Consider the following 14,488-nt stretch of genomic DNA (forward strand, 5'->3'; position numbering starts at 1 on the left):
GGATGAAGTGGTATAAGAAAGTAAAAATGGATGCGAAAGCGGCTTATTATTTAGCACTGTCAGAAAAAATATTGAATAACTTAACTCCTTATAATGATTGGTATCAGATTGTGAAAGAGACGATGGATCTGTGTTGGATGTGGGTCGAGGAAAAAAAGGTGAGTGGATGTGATCTTTATATGGAAGTGGATGATGAAGATGAAGGGTTATTTGTTATCGGGATAATAGAAACAGATCCTTTTCAGGGAGATTTACAGGCAGAGTCAGCTTTTTGGTGTGTTTTTGATGCAGTATGTTACACGATATGGTCAGGGTTTAAATTTGATAAGATGGAAAATGAACTTCCTCAACCGATTGAAAGTATAAATGATGAGATGATTGATCACCGGTTTATGGAAGAAATAAGAAAAGTAAACGGCTACCAAGAAGAATGGGCTGAGCGATTAAAGGAATACCTGCTTAAAAATTATCCGCCAGGCAGTGACAAGAAAATTCAAAGAGAAGAATTATTGAATTTGATAGCGTAAAAAGGATTCAATGGGTCATGGGGGCACCGTTTCCGGCCTGATGAAAAGAACCCGCTCCGGTTGAAGGAGCGGGCTGTTTTCTTGGGTTTTGATATATCCTTGTTCCACCATGGCAGGGTTCCCGTCCTCAGTGATATGGCTTGATCATTGATGATCAGCATGGCTCTGAATTGGAAGTAAACAGGATGGAGAAATGGTATAAATATTATCATTGATGGATACGGAGGGTTAACGAATGCGTTGGTGCAATCATGTAAATGACGATGCAAAAGTGGCATTCGTATTAACATTGACAGAGAGAGTAATTGATAAATTGGTCAATTGCCGATGGTATTCTCAAATCAGAGAAACGATGAATATGTGCTGGGAATGGGTGGAGGGAAAGAAGTATCGTGGTGACGAATTGTATGACCAGTTAGAAGACGATGAAGATCAAGGGTTATTTGTTCTCTATATTGAAGAAATCGACTGTGAGATGCCGGTATCAGGTGATCCCCAAGTAAAGCAAGTGTTTGACTGTGTATTGTATGCAGCAGCTTGCGCCACAAGACAAGCCTATGTTTATGATGGTGAGTTAAATCAATGTCCTCAAACCGTTAATATTGCACACGACGAATTTATTGATGAGGTGTTTATGGAAGAAATAAGAAAAGTAAACGGCTACCAAGAAGAATGGGCTGAGCGATTAAAGGAATACCTGCTTAAAAATTATCCGCCGGACAGTGACAAGAAGATCCAAAGAGAAGAATTATTGAATTTGATAGCGTAAAAAGGATTCAATGAGATATTTGCTGTATTATTTTTTGTCTTGTTTAAAGAAACCCGCTTTGGTTGACAGGAGCGGGCTGTTTTCTTGGGTTTCTATCGATTGATGTATTTCCGCCATGGTGAGGATGATGTATTAATTGATATGTCTTTGTTATTCAAGGATAATGAAATCAATAGAAAATAAAATGTTTTTGGTTAAAATGGCACAGGTGAATTTTTAGAACATAAGAGGTGTTGGCCGATGGCGGAGATGCAGAAACAAGTCGTGATGGATCCCGGCGGGGAGCGTGTGGTGATGATCTTCGGTTTTCCGGTTGAGCCGAAGAGAAGGGAAGTGAGCGTGCGTCCGGCGGAGGATGTGGCCTGGCGGGCTTTGGCGCTCCATTTGTTGCAGGGCGTGATTTTTCATCCTGCGCCGGAAGAGGTGGTGAAATGGGCACACGAAGAGGGATTGTGGGAACATTTGAGCCAGCAGGAGAAAGAGATTTTCCGGATTCCGGTTTCCGGTCTCTCCCCGGAAGAAATCCGGTGGAAGCAACAAGCCCTGCAATCGCATCTTTTGACGTGGCGTATCGAAGGTTTGCTTGCGTTGTTATGGAGCCTCGATTTGGTTGAATCCCTGGAACCGCCGTTCGACCGGTGTGACGGGACCGTGATGCAGGATGTGTTGCCGATGCCGGGAGATTCCCTGGAAGCCTTTATCAGGAAAGCCCGTTTGCGCCCGGTGGAAGAGATTGTACAAATGCTGGAGCGGCATTTGCAAATTTACCACCAACAGGCCGAAGCTTATGAAAAAGGAGAAACGCTTCCATTTGACCTGTTGGTTGCTTATGAACGCATCCATGCGTGGAATTGGGTTTGCGGATGGGTGGATGAATGGGATGATTAAGGGTATGGATGCTTATATGGTTCAAGTTCTTATTTTTCGGGTATATACATAGCGGTATGATGGTTTGGTATATTTTCCATTGGAGGTAACAACATGACCAAAGATCAAAAGGACCAAGAGAACAAAATGGGAAAGTCAATGGGTTTCGGCATGGCGATTGGCGTTGCCATCGGCGTCGGCATTGGGTTGGCCATGGATAACCTGGGGCTTTGGATGGCGATCGGGGTTGCCATTGGCGCCGGCTTGGGCGGAGCCGGTTATGCATTCAGTAACGACAAAGAAGAGAAAGATTAATGTTTGCTTGCAAAGCGAACGAAAACCAGGGAAACCATCCCTGGTTTTTTATGTTTGCTGGGGCTTATCCCTGAACAGCCGGTTCGATGAGGGACGGATCATCGTTTTTGGGGGAGTTGACCCGTTGTGACACGGGATAGGATTCCATTTGTTCTTCCGGATAAGGTTCAAGCAGTGACTGCAAAACAACGGGGTTGTTCATTTCCGGATCCAGCCAGGTTTCATAGTCGTCTTCCCTCAGGATGACTGGCATCCGGTTGTGCACCTCTTTGACGAGGGCATTGGGCCGGGTGGTGATAATGGTGCAGGTATACAAAAAGTCTGTTCCTTGTTTCCATTGGTCCCACAGCCCGGCAAAAGCAAACGGTTCCCCGCCCTTGATTTGAAACCGGTAAGGCTGTTTGGTTTTTCCGCTTCTTTTCCATTCATAAAAGCCGTCCGCCGGGATCAAGCAGCGTTGTTTGCGGAAAGGATGCTTGTAAGCAGGCCTTTCGTCCAAGGTTTCCGCGCGGGCATTGATCATTTTGTAGCCGATTTTGGGATCCTTGGCCCAAAAGGGAACCAGCCCCCATCGCATGGGTTGTCCGACACGGCGGTTTCCCTGTCGGGTCACTGTGAGGACGGGTTGGCTGGGAGCAATGTTGTATCGCGGGTTCCACTCATCGGGAAACGTGAACCCGAATTTTTCTTGTAAAAGGTTGAAATCCATGGCCAGCGAAAAGCGTCCGCACATAAGATCACACCATCCCAAGCGGGAGTTTTTCTTTTTCCCCATCATAGAGAAAGCGGGTCTTCGGGTCAACCCGGACGGAGGAATCCCGGGAAGACAAGTGTGATGGATTTAACGGAAGGGCACAATCCATTTAATTAAGATAAAGGCAAAGGACACCTCCTGATCAAGGTTCAGGAAATAAAACGAGGTGAAAAAATGCCGGCACCAACAGCAAAATTGCCCGGGCATCTGTTTCTGGCAAGTCTGGGGAAAACGGTTCTCCGGCCCGGGGGAAGAAAAGGAACGCAGAAAATCATTGATCATCTGCAACCGGATGAACATTCCTGTCTTTTGGAAGTCGCGGGAAACATGGGGACCACGGCGGTGCATCTGGCCAAAACATACGGTTGCCGCATTGTGTGCGTGGACCTGCATCAAGACAGTTTGAAAAAGGCGGAAAAGAATATCAAACAGGCGGGGGTGGAGCATTTAATCACCCTGCAAAGGGCCGATGCCAGAGATTTGCCGTTTGCGGATGAAACGTTTGATGGTGTGATCAATGAGGCCATGCTGACAATGCTGCCTGATCAGGATAAAATCAAAGCTTTGAATGAGTATTACCGGGTTTTGAAAAAAGGCGGCAAACTGGGAACCCACGATTTGTTGATCAAACGGCAGCCGACCGAAGAAATGTTGAAAATGGTGAAACATATCATGGATGTTCCCTTGCCGGACAACCCGGTTGTTGTCAAGCTGTTGCATCATGCATTGAATTTGATCGTCAGACCATTGGACCGGAAAAAATGGGAGGGCATCTATGCCCAAACCCCCTTTTCCAAGGTGGAATTCAAAGAAGGGGAGATGACCCTGTTAACCCTGGATGGTCTCCTGTATGACGAGGGGTGGGACCGAACCATTGAGATTTTGCAAAATGCGGCGAAGTCCGGGGAGGCCAAAGAAAGGCTCTCTTTTATGATTAAATTGTTTAACCAAACCGAAACGTTCGGGCATATCACCATTCACGCGGAAAAATGACAAAACCCAATCCAAACCATACGCTTTTAAGCGTATGGTTTTTATTTGTCTTTTGGATGATAGATCAGTTGCACCACACCGGAAGAAAACGTCCGGGTTTGCACCAGTTTTAAATTCAGCCGCTTTTTCAAATCGGTAAATAACGGTTTTCCTTCTCCCAAAACAACAGGGTGAACGGACAACCGGAATTCATCCACCAGCCCCAAATCGATGAACGAGGCGATGAGATCGGCGCCGCCATACAGCCAAATGTCTTTGCCGGGCTGGTTTTTGATTTTCATGACTTCTTTATAAAGAGGGCCATGGATGAACGTTGCTTGCGGGCCGGTTTTCGTCCGTGTCCGGGAGAAGACAACTTTCTTTTTGCGTTGAATCTGTTGCCAAATTTCTTTTTCCATCTCCGGTGCTTCGGCGTGCGGGCGGTATTGTTCCCAGATTTCATAACTTTTTCTGCCAAACAGAATCGTGTCGATTTGATTCAGGAAGGAAATGAAGTCCATATCCGGTTCCATGATGCACCAATCAATTTCTCCATTTTTCCCTTCAATAAAACCATCCAACGTCACGGCCAAATCCAAAAGGATTCTTCTAGGGTTGGTGTGATCGGACATCCTTGTTCTCCCTTTCTGCCAAGATTTGATTGGAATACATGTATGATACATGAAGAGCCGTCGGAGTCAAGACGATGTTTATTGGTGGACGGACTGTTTAAAGGAAAATGGGGAGCGTTTGCGGAAGATCATGAAATGGAGCTATAGGAAGAAAAATGAACCATGAGCCGGAAACAGCCGGATTTTGAACAGGAAAAGGAACACATCATTGAAGGTGGATATATTTTTATTTATATTTAGAATATTTTTATGATAAAATCACATTAGATCATCGATGGACAAGCAGGAGGTTCATGGATTGAAAAAAATCACCTTTCTTTTGCTTCTGGCTTTGACGGTGTTTTTCGGCTTGTTTCCGAGCGGATATGCAGCTCATTACATTGACTCGGATTCGGTGAAAAATGGAGCGATTCGATATAAAAATTCTTCCCGGTATCTGAAGGCGGTCGACCATGCGGATTATGCCTGGAACCAGCTGACGACGATATCCATTTATCCGGCAAGCTCACCGGATTTGATCTTTTATGATGCCAATTACTCCACGGCAAGCTGGGACGGGCTGTACACGCCGAAATCCGGAGCGGATACCATTCATTTGAATATCTATTACATGGACAAGTATACGACACCCGTTCAAGCCCGCGTGGCCGCCCATGAAATGGGGCATGCTCTGGGTTTGGGGGATCATGAAGAATACAGCTACCGGAAAATCTTAATGTATAAATGTTCCACCTGTAACCCCTATAACACACCGACTCACCATGACCGGCAAGATTATTATGCCAAATGGAGGGACTAAGATGAAAAAGCGCTATGTCTTCGTGGCGGCGTCACTGCTGTTTCTTTTCACCGGTGTGATCGTCGCGTATCAACATTTTTCCAAACAGGAGCCCGAAGTGATCAATGCGGCCGCTTCTTATGTGACGGATATCGATGACCCGCGAAAGCTTTCCGGGTTTACCAGCGATATTTTCATCGGCAAGGTGGTTGAAAAATCCGGGAGCAACCCAACGGGCGCCATTCCTGAAACCCGGTTTGACGTGCAAGTGATCGAAACCCTCAAAGGAAAAGCGGTGGGCCAAGTAACGGTGAACCAACAAGCCGGATATGATGAGAACGGGGATTTCTTTACTATTGACGGGGACCGGATGTTGATCCCCGGGAAAATCTACCTGTTTGCCACAGTTTACGATTCGGTTCACGATTGGTACACCCTTGTTCCCAATGCCGGGGATGTTCCCTTGACCGTCAAGGAAGAGGTTTCAGCCTCCGGTGACGGGGACATTGTCTTTGATGAATCATCACAAAAAGCCATTGAAGAGATGAAACGGGGCATTGAAAATGAAATTCCGTTTGAACCGGGGAACCGGTAGCATGGTTTCTCTGATGAGAAAAGGAGTCAGGGCAAGTTTCCTGACTCCTTTTTTGTTCTGCCGGCCGGTCGGTTATTTCCTCAGCAGTTCTTTCATTTTCAGGTATTCTTCTTCGCTGATTTCATGATTGATCAAGCGGAGTTTTAAAATTTCTTCGGCTTCCAGATGGATGCCGGTGGAATGAGAGCGGCAACCGGAACGGCGGTTCATGAACCGGAAGATCAAAATCGCCGCGATCAGCAGGCAGAAGAATGCAATGGGAAAAATGAAAAAAGGAAAAAAGGGAGCATGGGTTGCCGGGTGTACGGTTAAAAACATAAGATCACCTCTCTGATTGAAATGGTCAGATAAACTACCTTGCACGGGTATAAGATACATTTTTTTCATCACAAATAAATTTGTGAAAAAGTCACAGACCGGTCACGAATCCATCAGGAATTGCTTGTCTTTTCAAACGGGCAGAGTGGCTGTGTTAAGATGAAGTTGATTTTTGGATGCATGGAGGTTCGCCATGGACAGGAAAGAGACCATATTGGTAGTGGATGATGATAAAGAAATCGTGGAATTGATGCAGGATTTTCTGGAAGATGAGGGTTATCGGGTGGAAAAGGCTTTCGATGCGGGACAAGCGCTTAAACTGTTGAATCAGGTGCCGGTGGATTGCATCCTTTTGGATGTGATGATGCCCGGGCAGGACGGCTTTGAACTGTGCCGCGAAATCCGGAGAAACAATGATGTTCCCATTTTGTTTTTAAGCGCCCGCAACGGAGACATGGATAAAATCAGGGGGCTCGGAATTGGCGGGGACGATTACATTGTCAAGTCAGCCACGCCGGTGGAAGTGGTGGCCCGGGTCAAAGCGGTTCTTCGCCGTTACCGGAAACAAGCTTCCCCGCAAAAAGCGGTTCTCCGGTATGGCCCGCTCCGCTTGGATGTCTGGGCGCATGAGGTTTTCGTAAATGGCAAACCCGTTTCCCTGACGCCGAAAGAGTTTGACATTCTCCTCTTGTTTGCCGAACATCCCCGCCAAGTGTTCACCTACGATCAATTGCTTGAGAAATTTTGGGACGGGGTGGGGGACAAACATACGGTGGTTGTGCATATCAGCCGAATCCGTGAAAAAATCGAAGAAGATCCCAATCATCCCAAATGGATTGTCAATGTTTGGGGAGTCGGGTACCGTTTTGAAGGGGCATGAGCCATGAAAACATTGCGAATCCGCCAGTTTCTTTTTGCCGGTTTGTTGGCCATGGTGCTGTTGCCGAGATTGTTTTACATCCTCACGGACTATGTGCTTGAGCCGGTCGTGGCACATCAAACCGAGTCCAAAAGGGCTTTGGCTGACCAAATGATGCGGGACATCACGCAGCATGCGGATGAGTGGAAAGATCCCGGGTGGCAACAAGCCTTCCAAAAACAGTATGCATCTTCCGGGATTCCCGTTTTCATCACCGATCCGTCCGGCCAAAAAATCTTTCAAACGGGCCGTCCGCATCCCAACCCATGGAACAGCCGGCAAATGACCGTGATCGAAAACGGAGAAGTCCGGGGAGTGGTTCATCTGTATTTGAACAACCACCAGCAGGTATTTGCGGTTTTATCCGCTGTTTTTGGGGTCATTGCCACGATTTTTCTCATTGGATGGCTGATGGGGAAATATGTGCTGAAGCCCCTTTCGGGCATGAGTGCAGCTGCCAAACAAATTGCAAAAGGGAATTTGGATTTCCGGCTGCCTGCCTCCCGGTTGACGGAAGTGGCCGAGGTCCGGACGGCATTTGAGAAGATGGGGGACAGCCTCCGGGAGTCGCTGAACCGACAGGCAAAATTGGAAGAGGAACGCCGCTTTTTTATCTCCTCCATCGCCCATGACCTGCGCACGCCGCTGTTTGTTTTGCGGGGCAGTTTATGGAGGATGGAGCAAGGGTTGGTCCGGTCCCCGGAGAAAATGGAAAGGTATATCCATGTGTGCAGGCAAAAAGCCGAACAGCTGGAGCGGTTGATATCCGATCTGTTTGCTTATGCAAAGACGGAATTTCAGGAACCGTCGTCCGCGGTTCGGGGCGAGACGTTTGATTTTGGAGATTGGATGGAAGAAATCGTGGATCAATTCCGGCTGGTCGCACAAACCAAAAACATTGAGATTTGCGTGCAGCGGCAAACGGAAAAATGTTTGGTGCGGGGGGACAAACACTTACTGGAACGGGCCGTGCTCAATCTGATGGACAATGCGTTTTATTACACGCCTTCCGGGGGCGAAATCTGCGTGCAATGGCGCAAGGAAGGAAATCAAGTCGTTTTTGCGGTTGCCGATACCGGACCGGGGATTCCGGAGCAGGATTTGCCCCATGTCTTTGAGCCCTTCTACCGGGCGGAAAAATCAAGAAATCCCAAAACCGGGGGAACCGGCTTGGGACTGACGATTGCAAAACGGATCCTTCATGCCCACCAAGGGGATCTGTTTGCCGGAAATCAGCCTGGAAAAGGGGCTGTCTTTACCGGGCGGCTTCCGCTTCACGGATGTTCTTGAAAACAGCTTATGGTTTATCCGATGGAAACCATTCTTTCAATGGCCCGTTTGGCCTTTTCGGAAATGTCCTTCGGCACGGTGATCACATGTTTGTTTTGGAATCGGAGCACAGTGAGGCCGGGGAGCTCCTCAAGAAAATGAGAGGTTACCAATGGGTACACACTGCCGGATGGGGCGTGCCGGACATATGCACTGACCTTTCACATGCTTGAGAGGTTGGAAGCGGATTTGTTCCAGCACATTCATTTGGAAAACAACATTTTGTTCCCGCGTTTTAAAAGCGAAATGAAATAAAAAACAAAGAGCCCGTGAATCTTGAATTCACGGGCTCTTCTTTGGCAGAAGTCATCCGTTGGCCGGTTCCGGCTGTTCGAAGAATTGTTGATGTCTTTTCCCTTTCCAATACTTCCGGTAGTAGATGTATTGTCCGAGGAGTGTGGCGAAATAGGAAACGGGATAAGCCATCCAGACCCCGTATAAGCCAAACAGCCGGGAGAAGACAAACGCACATGGAATTTCCACCAAAATGATGGTTGCGATAATGATGGTGGTGGGCCAGAAAACGGTGCCGCTGGAGCGCATCAATCCGGATAAAATCACCGCATGGCCGAGCACGGTGAACGCCCACAAGGTGAAGAACAGAGATTTTTGCGTGATGTCAATGGTGGACGGGTCCGTCAAGAACATGGACAGGATCGGGCGGCTGAACACATAGATGAGAATGGTCAAAAAGCCGCCGACCACATAGTTCAACCATACGGTGGTTTTGATTAATTCCGTCAGTTTTTCTTGAAGATTGGCCCCGATGAGTTGGGCGCCGAAGATTCCCACGGCGATCGACAAGCTCATGGACGGAATGTGCACATAGTTGATGACTTGGTTAATGACTCCGTAGGCCGCCGTGGCTTTTGCCCCGAAATGGTTGACAAACGTGACAATGGCCAATTCCGAAACGGAGATGACAACCATTTGGATACTGGTCGGCAACCCGATTTTTACCATCAATCGCAAAATTTGCGGGTTCAATTTCAGCATTTTCAATGTATCTCTGTCCAAGGCAAGCGGGTGTCGCACTTTGAACAAATAAAGGATCAACAGGATAAACGTCACCAGGCTGGCGATGATTTGAGCCAGCGCCGCTCCTTCCAACCCCATCTGCGGAACGCCCCATCCGAACAAAAACAGGGGGGTGAGCAAAATGGTCAGGGATGTGCTGATGATCAAAAAATAAAAGGGCGTTTTCGAATCGCCGGTTCCCCGCAACAAGGTGGTGTAAATCACATAAGGAAACAAAAAGGGCAATCCGAGAAAAAGAACATGCATGAATTTGGAAGAATCGTTTTTAATCTCCTCCGAGATTCCCATGAGGGAGAGCAATTGGTCCGAAAATAACCAACCAATGATTAAAGATATGACTCCCAAAATAAAACTAAAAGTGAGTGAAGTGCCGACAGTTTCTTTCATTTTCTCCGTGTTCCCGCTTCCGAAAGCTTGCCCGATGAGCACGGAGCTGGCACTTCCCAGGCCAATCACAAAGGAGATCAAAAAGAAGGTCAGCGGAAATACCGTACTGGCGGCTGCCAGAGCATTTTCGCCCAACTGTTTTCCGATCAGAACGGAGCTGACCGTTCCGCCTAAAGATTGCAATGCATTGCTAAAAATTAACGGGATCAAAAACGGGATCATCGTCTTCCAAATCGGTAAAGAAAAATCTATGGAATGCTCTTTTTTGGTTTCAGGGATTTTCTTGGCGGATATGGCTTGTTCTTGTTGAGACATGTTGATCCTCCTTTCTTTCAGGTCATTTTATGAAGGGATTCTCAAAAAACCCTTTAGCATCATAACATATTGTTAAAAGAAAATCTTTATGAAAATGATAATCTAATTTTATTTTTATTGTTAATAAAAGTAAATGATTGGCAAATAAAAAATGCCAGACGCTGTGTCTGGCATATTTATTATAAGCGCGAAGGCTCGGGAAGCTTGTTTGCGGGATTCACAGGGGAGTGGGAAGATGCGGATGATTCGTTCCGGCAGGGTTGGGCAGTGTCCATGACTTCCTTCAGGATACGGCCCGTCAGGGAAGAGAAACGCGCATCGTCCCTTTGGCGGGGTCTGGGAAGAGTCACCGGAATGTCCGTTGCGACTTTGCCGTCTTTCAGCAAGATGACCCGGTCTGCCAGAGTCACCGCTTCTTCGACGTCGTGCGTCACCAACAGAGCAGTAAATTTTTGTTCTTGCCACAGTTCTTCAATCAATTTTTGCATTTCGATCCGGGTGAAAGCATCCAAAGCGCCCAAGGGTTCATCCAACAACAAAAGGCGGGGGCGGCTGACCAGGGCACGGGCCAGCGCCACCCGTTGCCGTTGTCCCCCGGAGAGAATACGGGGCCATTCATCTTTATACTGATCGAGTCCCACTTTTTCCAACATCAATTCGGTTTTTTCTTTTCGATGGCGCTTGTCCCGGATGCCGAGGGCAACATTTTGGAAAACTTTTTTCCAAGGCAACAGGCGGGATTCCTGAAACATCATGCGGGCCGCTGAATTGATTCCGGTCAGGAATTCTCCGTCTTGAATGATTTTTCCCCCGCTGGTTTTTTCGATTCCGGCAATCAATCGGAGCAATGTGCTTTTTCCGGTGCCGGAGCGGCCAACCACGGCGATGAATTCTCCCGGGGTGATTTGAAGGTTGATGTGATCCAGAATCAAACGGCCGTCGTATTGTTTTTGCAAGTCTTTCAAGTTGAGCCGGGTTCCGAAAGGTTGACGGTTCAGGTGAAACACCTCCTGCGATTGCATATGGTTATTGGGTTTCCCGCCACTTCAGGCAACGGTTCTCCAACATTTTCGCCAAAAGGTCTGCCGCTTTTCCGAGCAGAGCATAGAGCAGAATGCTTAACACCACGACATCCATTTGCATAAATTCCCGGGCATTCATGGCCATGTAGCCGATGCCGGAATCAAAGGAGATGGTTTCGGCCACGATCAGGGTCAGCCACATGATTCCCAGGGCATAGCGGAGCCCGATGAGGATGGAAGGCAACGCATTGGGCAAAAGAATGTGCCAGAAAAAATACCCGGGGGTGAGTTGATAGATTTTGCCCACTTCAATCAATCCGGGATCAATGTGGCGGATGCCGTGAAACGTGTTTAAATAGACGGGGAAGAAGACCCCGAGGGCAACCAGAAATAATTTGGATTCTTCCCCGATGCCAAACCACATGATGGCAAGCGGAATCAAAGCGAGATGAGGAATGTTGCGCAACATTTGCACCGTGGAATCCAGAAGCTTTTCAGCCACCCGGGAGATTCCGTTTAAAAATCCCAGCAGCAGCCCGATTCCGCCGCCGATACCCAATCCCAAAAGAGCGCGGACCGTGCTGTCGGCAATGTGCTGCAGCAATTCCCCGGACCGGGTTAAGCGGACAGCCGCTTCAATCACCGTAAGGGGTGCCGGCAAGGTCCGGTCGGAAATCCAGCCGATGCTGCTGAATAGTTGCCAGAGCACAATCAGCAGGGCCGGAACCAGCCAAGACAGGAGAAAGTGAAATTTGCGTGCATGAGGCCTGATGGTTTTGGTGTTCATTTCACCTCTCCTTTCTTTTGCGGAAGATGATGATTGGCCACAATTTCCCCGAACGGGCTCACGGCGTGCGGCCGGGAGTAAAGAGAACCGGCCGGAAGGGACAGTTCCGGGAACAGCCATTCCGCAACCCGGTAGGCCTCTTCCAGATGGGGGTAGCCGGACAAAATAAAGGTTTCGATTCCCAAATCGGCGTATTCCCGGATCCTCTTGGCAACCGTTTGCGGGTCCCCGACCAGCGCTGTGCCGGCGCCGCCCCGGACCAGTCCGATTCCGGCCCACAAATTGGGGCTGATTTCCAAATTGGATTTTTTGCCATGATGAAGCCGGGTCATGCGTTGTTGGCCGACGGAATCAAAGCGGGAAAAAATACGTTGGGCATTGCGGATGGTCTTTTCATCCAAATGGCGGATCATTTCTTCGGCCGCTTTCCACGCCTCTTTTTCGGTTTCGCGGATGATGACATGCAAGCGAATGCCAAACGTTACGGTTCTTCCTTGTTGAGCGGCAAGCTTGCGGACTTGCTCAATTTTGGAAGCAACTTGGGACGGGGGTTCTCCCCATGTGAGATAAACATCCGCGTGTTTTGCGGCCACTTGCATTCCCGCAGCAGAGGAGCCGCCGAAATACAAAGGCGGATGCGGATTTTGAACCGGGGGAAACAGCAGGCTTCCGCCTTTGATATGGAGATGGCGCCCGTGAAAATCAACTTTTTCCCCTTGCATGATCCGGCGAAAGACCGTTAAAAATTCGTCGGTCAATTCATAGCGGGTGTCATGGTCGAGATGAATGCCGTCCCCGGCCAGTTCCACCGGATCCCCCCCGGTGACGACATTTAAGAGCAACCGTCCGTTGGACAAACGGTCAAAAGTGGCGGCCATGCGCGCAGAAGCTGAAGGGGAAATGATGCCCGGACGAACCGCGACCAAAAATTTCATCCGTTTGGTGACCGAAAGCAGAGAGGACGCCACAATCCATGCATCCTCACAGGATCGTCCGGTGGGGACGAGCGCCCCGCTGAATCCGAGATGATCCACGGCTTGAGCCACTTGGAGCAAATAAGGATACTCGGTGGCGCGCCCTCCGATCGATGTTCCCAAATAACGTCCGTCTCCATGGGTCGGGAGAAACCAAAAAAGTTTCATCAATCTCATCCTTCCATTTTATTTAGGTGACCAAATCACATCGCGGACTTGGACGGATTGGGGGATCAGGCCGGTTTCATGGAAAGCCCGGGCAATTTGTTGCTGGTCCTGAACAATGTCCGGGCTGACGGGTTCAATCCCGTATTTCGCCCGCCGGATGGCGATATCGACCGGCTTCAAGTCCATCCCGATTTGTTCGGCGAGCAATTTGGCGGTTTGATCGGGGTTTTGGTTAAACCATTCGGCTGATTTTTGCAATTCATCCAAAAGGATTTGGATCTTGTCCGGATTCTCTTGTGCAAAGTCTTTGGACGAGAAATAGTAGGAGCGGTTGGATGTGTATCCCTTTGCGTCCGTGAGGATCCGGACATTCAAATCCGTCTGGGCATCGGCAAAATAAGGATCCCAAATGACCCATGCATCCACGCTTTTTCTGATAAAAGCCGCTTTGGCATCCGCTGGCGGCAAATAGACCGGCCGGATATCCGAATACGAAAGCCCGGCTTTTTCCAATACTTTAAGCAACAGATAGTGAACATTGGATCCCTTGTTCAAAGCGATTTTCTTCCCTTTCAATTGCCCGATGTCATGAATGGGTGAGTCATGATGGACGACAATCGCTTCAGCCTCGGGCCGCGGCTTTCCGGCTCCGATATACACCAGCGGGGTGCCCGCCGCTTGCGCAAAGATGGGAGGGGTGTTTCCCGTCTCCCCGATGTCAATGCTTCCGGCATGAAGGGCTTCCAGAAGTTGGGGTCCGGCCGGGAATTGGACCCACTTTACCCGGACCCCTTGGGATTCGAAGCGTTTTTCCAAGGATCCGCGGGCTTTCAAGATGCTTAAAACCCCGAATTTTTGATAACCGATCCGGATTTCGTTTTTATTTGCTTCACCGGGACGGCAACCGGCGGTCAGAAAGAGTAATGTGATGAGTAGAGCAACAGGAATCAATCGCAGACGCATGAAACGTTTCACCTCTTGCTTAAAAAATGAAAAAAAGCCCCGACATCCCTGAGTCCAAA

17 protein-coding genes and 1 pseudogene are annotated in these 14,488 nt (G+C 48.6%); 10 read left to right on the forward strand and 8 right to left on the reverse strand.

What is annotated here, in order from left to right:
• Positions 1–2: 2 nt before the first annotated feature.
• From ATH33_RS01930 to ATH33_RS01945, 4 genes are all read left to right on the forward strand, one after another.
• Complete coding sequence (locus tag ATH33_RS01930; RefSeq protein WP_037993601.1) at positions 3–527, forward strand: Imm6 family immunity protein; 525 nt, start codon at positions 3–5, stop codon at positions 525–527.
• A 235-nt stretch (positions 528–762) separates the two neighbouring features.
• A complete protein-coding gene (locus ATH33_RS01935) occupies positions 763–1,296 on the forward strand; it encodes an Imm6 family immunity protein (RefSeq protein ID WP_121873992.1) in 534 nt (177 codons plus the stop codon).
• Positions 1,297–1,536: 240 nt separating this feature from the next.
• The gene (locus tag ATH33_RS01940; RefSeq protein WP_121873993.1) at positions 1,537–2,184 is read left to right on the forward strand and encodes a DUF4272 domain-containing protein; all 648 of its coding nucleotides are present in this window, start codon (positions 1,537–1,539) and stop codon (positions 2,182–2,184) included.
• 93 nt (positions 2,185–2,277) lie between these two features.
• Entirely contained in the window at positions 2,278–2,478 is a 201-nt protein-coding gene (locus ATH33_RS01945; protein ID WP_049719877.1) for a glycine zipper domain-containing protein, read from the forward strand.
• 64 nt (positions 2,479–2,542) lie between these two features.
• Here the strand turns inward: ATH33_RS01945 and ATH33_RS01950 are convergent, their stop codons facing one another.
• Complete coding sequence (locus ATH33_RS01950; RefSeq protein WP_037993594.1) at positions 2,543–3,211, reverse strand: SOS response-associated peptidase; 669 nt, start codon at positions 3,209–3,211, stop codon at positions 2,543–2,545.
• Positions 3,212–3,406: 195 nt separating this feature from the next.
• Between ATH33_RS01950 and ATH33_RS01955 the strand changes: the two genes are divergently transcribed.
• Positions 3,407–4,225, forward strand: a complete 819-nt coding sequence (locus ATH33_RS01955; RefSeq protein ID WP_121873994.1) for a class I SAM-dependent methyltransferase — start codon at positions 3,407–3,409, stop codon at positions 4,223–4,225.
• Between the two features lie 41 nt (positions 4,226–4,266).
• On the opposite strand, the gene ATH33_RS01960 is transcribed toward ATH33_RS01955, so the two are convergent.
• Positions 4,267–4,836 (reverse strand): dihydrofolate reductase family protein, encoded by a 570-nt coding sequence (locus tag ATH33_RS01960; protein WP_037993593.1) that lies wholly within the window; start codon positions 4,834–4,836, stop codon positions 4,267–4,269.
• A 298-nt stretch (positions 4,837–5,134) separates the two neighbouring features.
• On the opposite strand from ATH33_RS01960, the gene ATH33_RS01965 reads away from it, so the two are divergent.
• On the forward strand, positions 5,135–5,635 hold the full coding sequence (locus ATH33_RS01965; RefSeq protein WP_037993592.1) for a snapalysin family zinc-dependent metalloprotease: 501 nt from the start codon (positions 5,135–5,137) through the stop codon (positions 5,633–5,635).
• Between the two features lies 1 nt (position 5,636).
• Positions 5,637–6,209, forward strand: a complete 573-nt coding sequence (locus ATH33_RS01970) for a hypothetical protein (RefSeq protein WP_037993590.1) — start codon at positions 5,637–5,639, stop codon at positions 6,207–6,209.
• 72 nt (positions 6,210–6,281) lie between these two features.
• On the opposite strand, the gene ATH33_RS01975 is transcribed toward ATH33_RS01970, so the two are convergent.
• On the reverse strand, positions 6,282–6,527 hold the full coding sequence (locus tag ATH33_RS01975) for an SHOCT domain-containing protein (protein WP_037993588.1): 246 nt from the start codon (positions 6,525–6,527) through the stop codon (positions 6,282–6,284).
• Positions 6,528–6,720: 193 nt separating this feature from the next.
• Between ATH33_RS01975 and ATH33_RS01980 the strand changes: the two genes are divergently transcribed.
• From ATH33_RS01980 to ATH33_RS01990, 3 genes and pseudogenes are all read left to right on the forward strand, one after another.
• Entirely contained in the window at positions 6,721–7,407 is a 687-nt protein-coding gene (locus tag ATH33_RS01980; protein ID WP_037993586.1) for a response regulator transcription factor, read from the forward strand.
• A gap of 3 nt (positions 7,408–7,410) precedes the next feature.
• A complete protein-coding gene (locus tag ATH33_RS01985) occupies positions 7,411–8,736 on the forward strand; it encodes a sensor histidine kinase (protein ID WP_049719880.1) in 1,326 nt (441 codons plus the stop codon).
• Between the two features lie 92 nt (positions 8,737–8,828).
• Positions 8,829–9,030: pseudogene (locus tag ATH33_RS01990) on the forward strand (hemerythrin domain-containing protein); the annotation flags it as partial.
• A 51-nt stretch (positions 9,031–9,081) separates the two neighbouring features.
• On the opposite strand, the gene ATH33_RS01995 reads toward ATH33_RS01990, so the two are convergent.
• The 5 genes from ATH33_RS01995 to ATH33_RS02015 all read right to left on the reverse strand — a co-directional run bounded on the left by ATH33_RS01995 (position 9,082) and on the right by ATH33_RS02015 (position 14,429).
• Positions 9,082–10,515, reverse strand: a complete 1,434-nt coding sequence (locus ATH33_RS01995) for an MATE family efflux transporter (RefSeq protein ID WP_069201527.1) — start codon at positions 10,513–10,515, stop codon at positions 9,082–9,084.
• Between the two features lie 179 nt (positions 10,516–10,694).
• Positions 10,695–11,537 carry an ATP-binding cassette domain-containing protein gene (locus ATH33_RS02000; protein WP_082240571.1) on the reverse strand — a complete coding sequence of 281 codons (843 nt, stop codon included), beginning with the start codon at positions 11,535–11,537 and terminating at the stop codon, positions 10,695–10,697.
• A gap of 4 nt (positions 11,538–11,541) precedes the next feature.
• Positions 11,542–12,324, reverse strand: coding sequence for an ABC transporter permease subunit (locus ATH33_RS02005; RefSeq protein WP_049719881.1), 783 nt, complete (start codon positions 12,322–12,324; stop codon positions 11,542–11,544).
• The gene (gene ssuD, locus ATH33_RS02010; protein ID WP_062842939.1) at positions 12,321–13,466 is read right to left on the reverse strand and encodes an FMNH2-dependent alkanesulfonate monooxygenase; all 1,146 of its coding nucleotides are present in this window, start codon (positions 13,464–13,466) and stop codon (positions 12,321–12,323) included. The genes ATH33_RS02005 and ssuD overlap by 4 nt, the downstream gene beginning before the upstream one ends.
• Before the next feature lie 18 nt (positions 13,467–13,484).
• Entirely contained in the window at positions 13,485–14,429 is a 945-nt protein-coding gene (locus ATH33_RS02015) for a sulfonate ABC transporter substrate-binding protein (RefSeq protein WP_121873996.1), read from the reverse strand.
• Positions 14,430–14,488: the final 59 nt, after the last annotated feature.

Origin of the sequence: Thermoactinomyces vulgaris, from assembly GCF_003688725.1 — a bacterium.
Taxonomy (GTDB): Bacteria; Bacillota; Bacilli; order Thermoactinomycetales; family Thermoactinomycetaceae; genus Thermoactinomyces; species Thermoactinomyces vulgaris.

What these genes read in the sequence shown, in the direction of transcription:
- ATH33_RS01985 (WP_049719880.1), top strand. Translation starts at nt 7,411, where the DNA reads ATGAAAACATTGCGAATCCGCCAGTTTCTTTTTGCCGGTTTGTTGGCC.
- ATH33_RS01960 (WP_037993593.1), bottom strand. Translation starts at nt 4,836, where the DNA reads ATGTCCGATCACACCAACCCTAGAAGAATCCTTTTGGATTTGGCCGTG.
- ATH33_RS02015 (WP_121873996.1), bottom strand. Translation starts at nt 14,429, where the DNA reads ATGCGTCTGCGATTGATTCCTGTTGCTCTACTCATCACATTACTCTTT.
- ATH33_RS01980 (WP_037993586.1), top strand. Translation starts at nt 6,721, where the DNA reads ATGGACAGGAAAGAGACCATATTGGTAGTGGATGATGATAAAGAAATC.
- ATH33_RS01940 (WP_121873993.1), top strand. Translation starts at nt 1,537, where the DNA reads ATGGCGGAGATGCAGAAACAAGTCGTGATGGATCCCGGCGGGGAGCGT.
- ATH33_RS01930 (WP_037993601.1), top strand. Translation starts at nt 3, where the DNA reads ATGAAGTGGTATAAGAAAGTAAAAATGGATGCGAAAGCGGCTTATTAT.
- ATH33_RS01995 (WP_069201527.1), bottom strand. Translation starts at nt 10,515, where the DNA reads ATGTCTCAACAAGAACAAGCCATATCCGCCAAGAAAATCCCTGAAACC.
- ATH33_RS01945 (WP_049719877.1), top strand. Translation starts at nt 2,278, where the DNA reads ATGACCAAAGATCAAAAGGACCAAGAGAACAAAATGGGAAAGTCAATG.
- ATH33_RS02005 (WP_049719881.1), bottom strand. Translation starts at nt 12,324, where the DNA reads ATGAACACCAAAACCATCAGGCCTCATGCACGCAAATTTCACTTTCTC.
- ATH33_RS01975 (WP_037993588.1), bottom strand. Translation starts at nt 6,527, where the DNA reads ATGTTTTTAACCGTACACCCGGCAACCCATGCTCCCTTTTTTCCTTTT.
- ATH33_RS01935 (WP_121873992.1), top strand. Translation starts at nt 763, where the DNA reads ATGCGTTGGTGCAATCATGTAAATGACGATGCAAAAGTGGCATTCGTA.
- ATH33_RS01950 (WP_037993594.1), bottom strand. Translation starts at nt 3,211, where the DNA reads ATGTGCGGACGCTTTTCGCTGGCCATGGATTTCAACCTTTTACAAGAA.
- ATH33_RS01955 (WP_121873994.1), top strand. Translation starts at nt 3,407, where the DNA reads ATGCCGGCACCAACAGCAAAATTGCCCGGGCATCTGTTTCTGGCAAGT.
- ATH33_RS02000 (WP_082240571.1), bottom strand. Translation starts at nt 11,537, where the DNA reads ATGCAATCGCAGGAGGTGTTTCACCTGAACCGTCAACCTTTCGGAACC.
- ssuD (WP_062842939.1), bottom strand. Translation starts at nt 13,466, where the DNA reads ATGAAACTTTTTTGGTTTCTCCCGACCCATGGAGACGGACGTTATTTG.
- ATH33_RS01970 (WP_037993590.1), top strand. Translation starts at nt 5,637, where the DNA reads ATGAAAAAGCGCTATGTCTTCGTGGCGGCGTCACTGCTGTTTCTTTTC.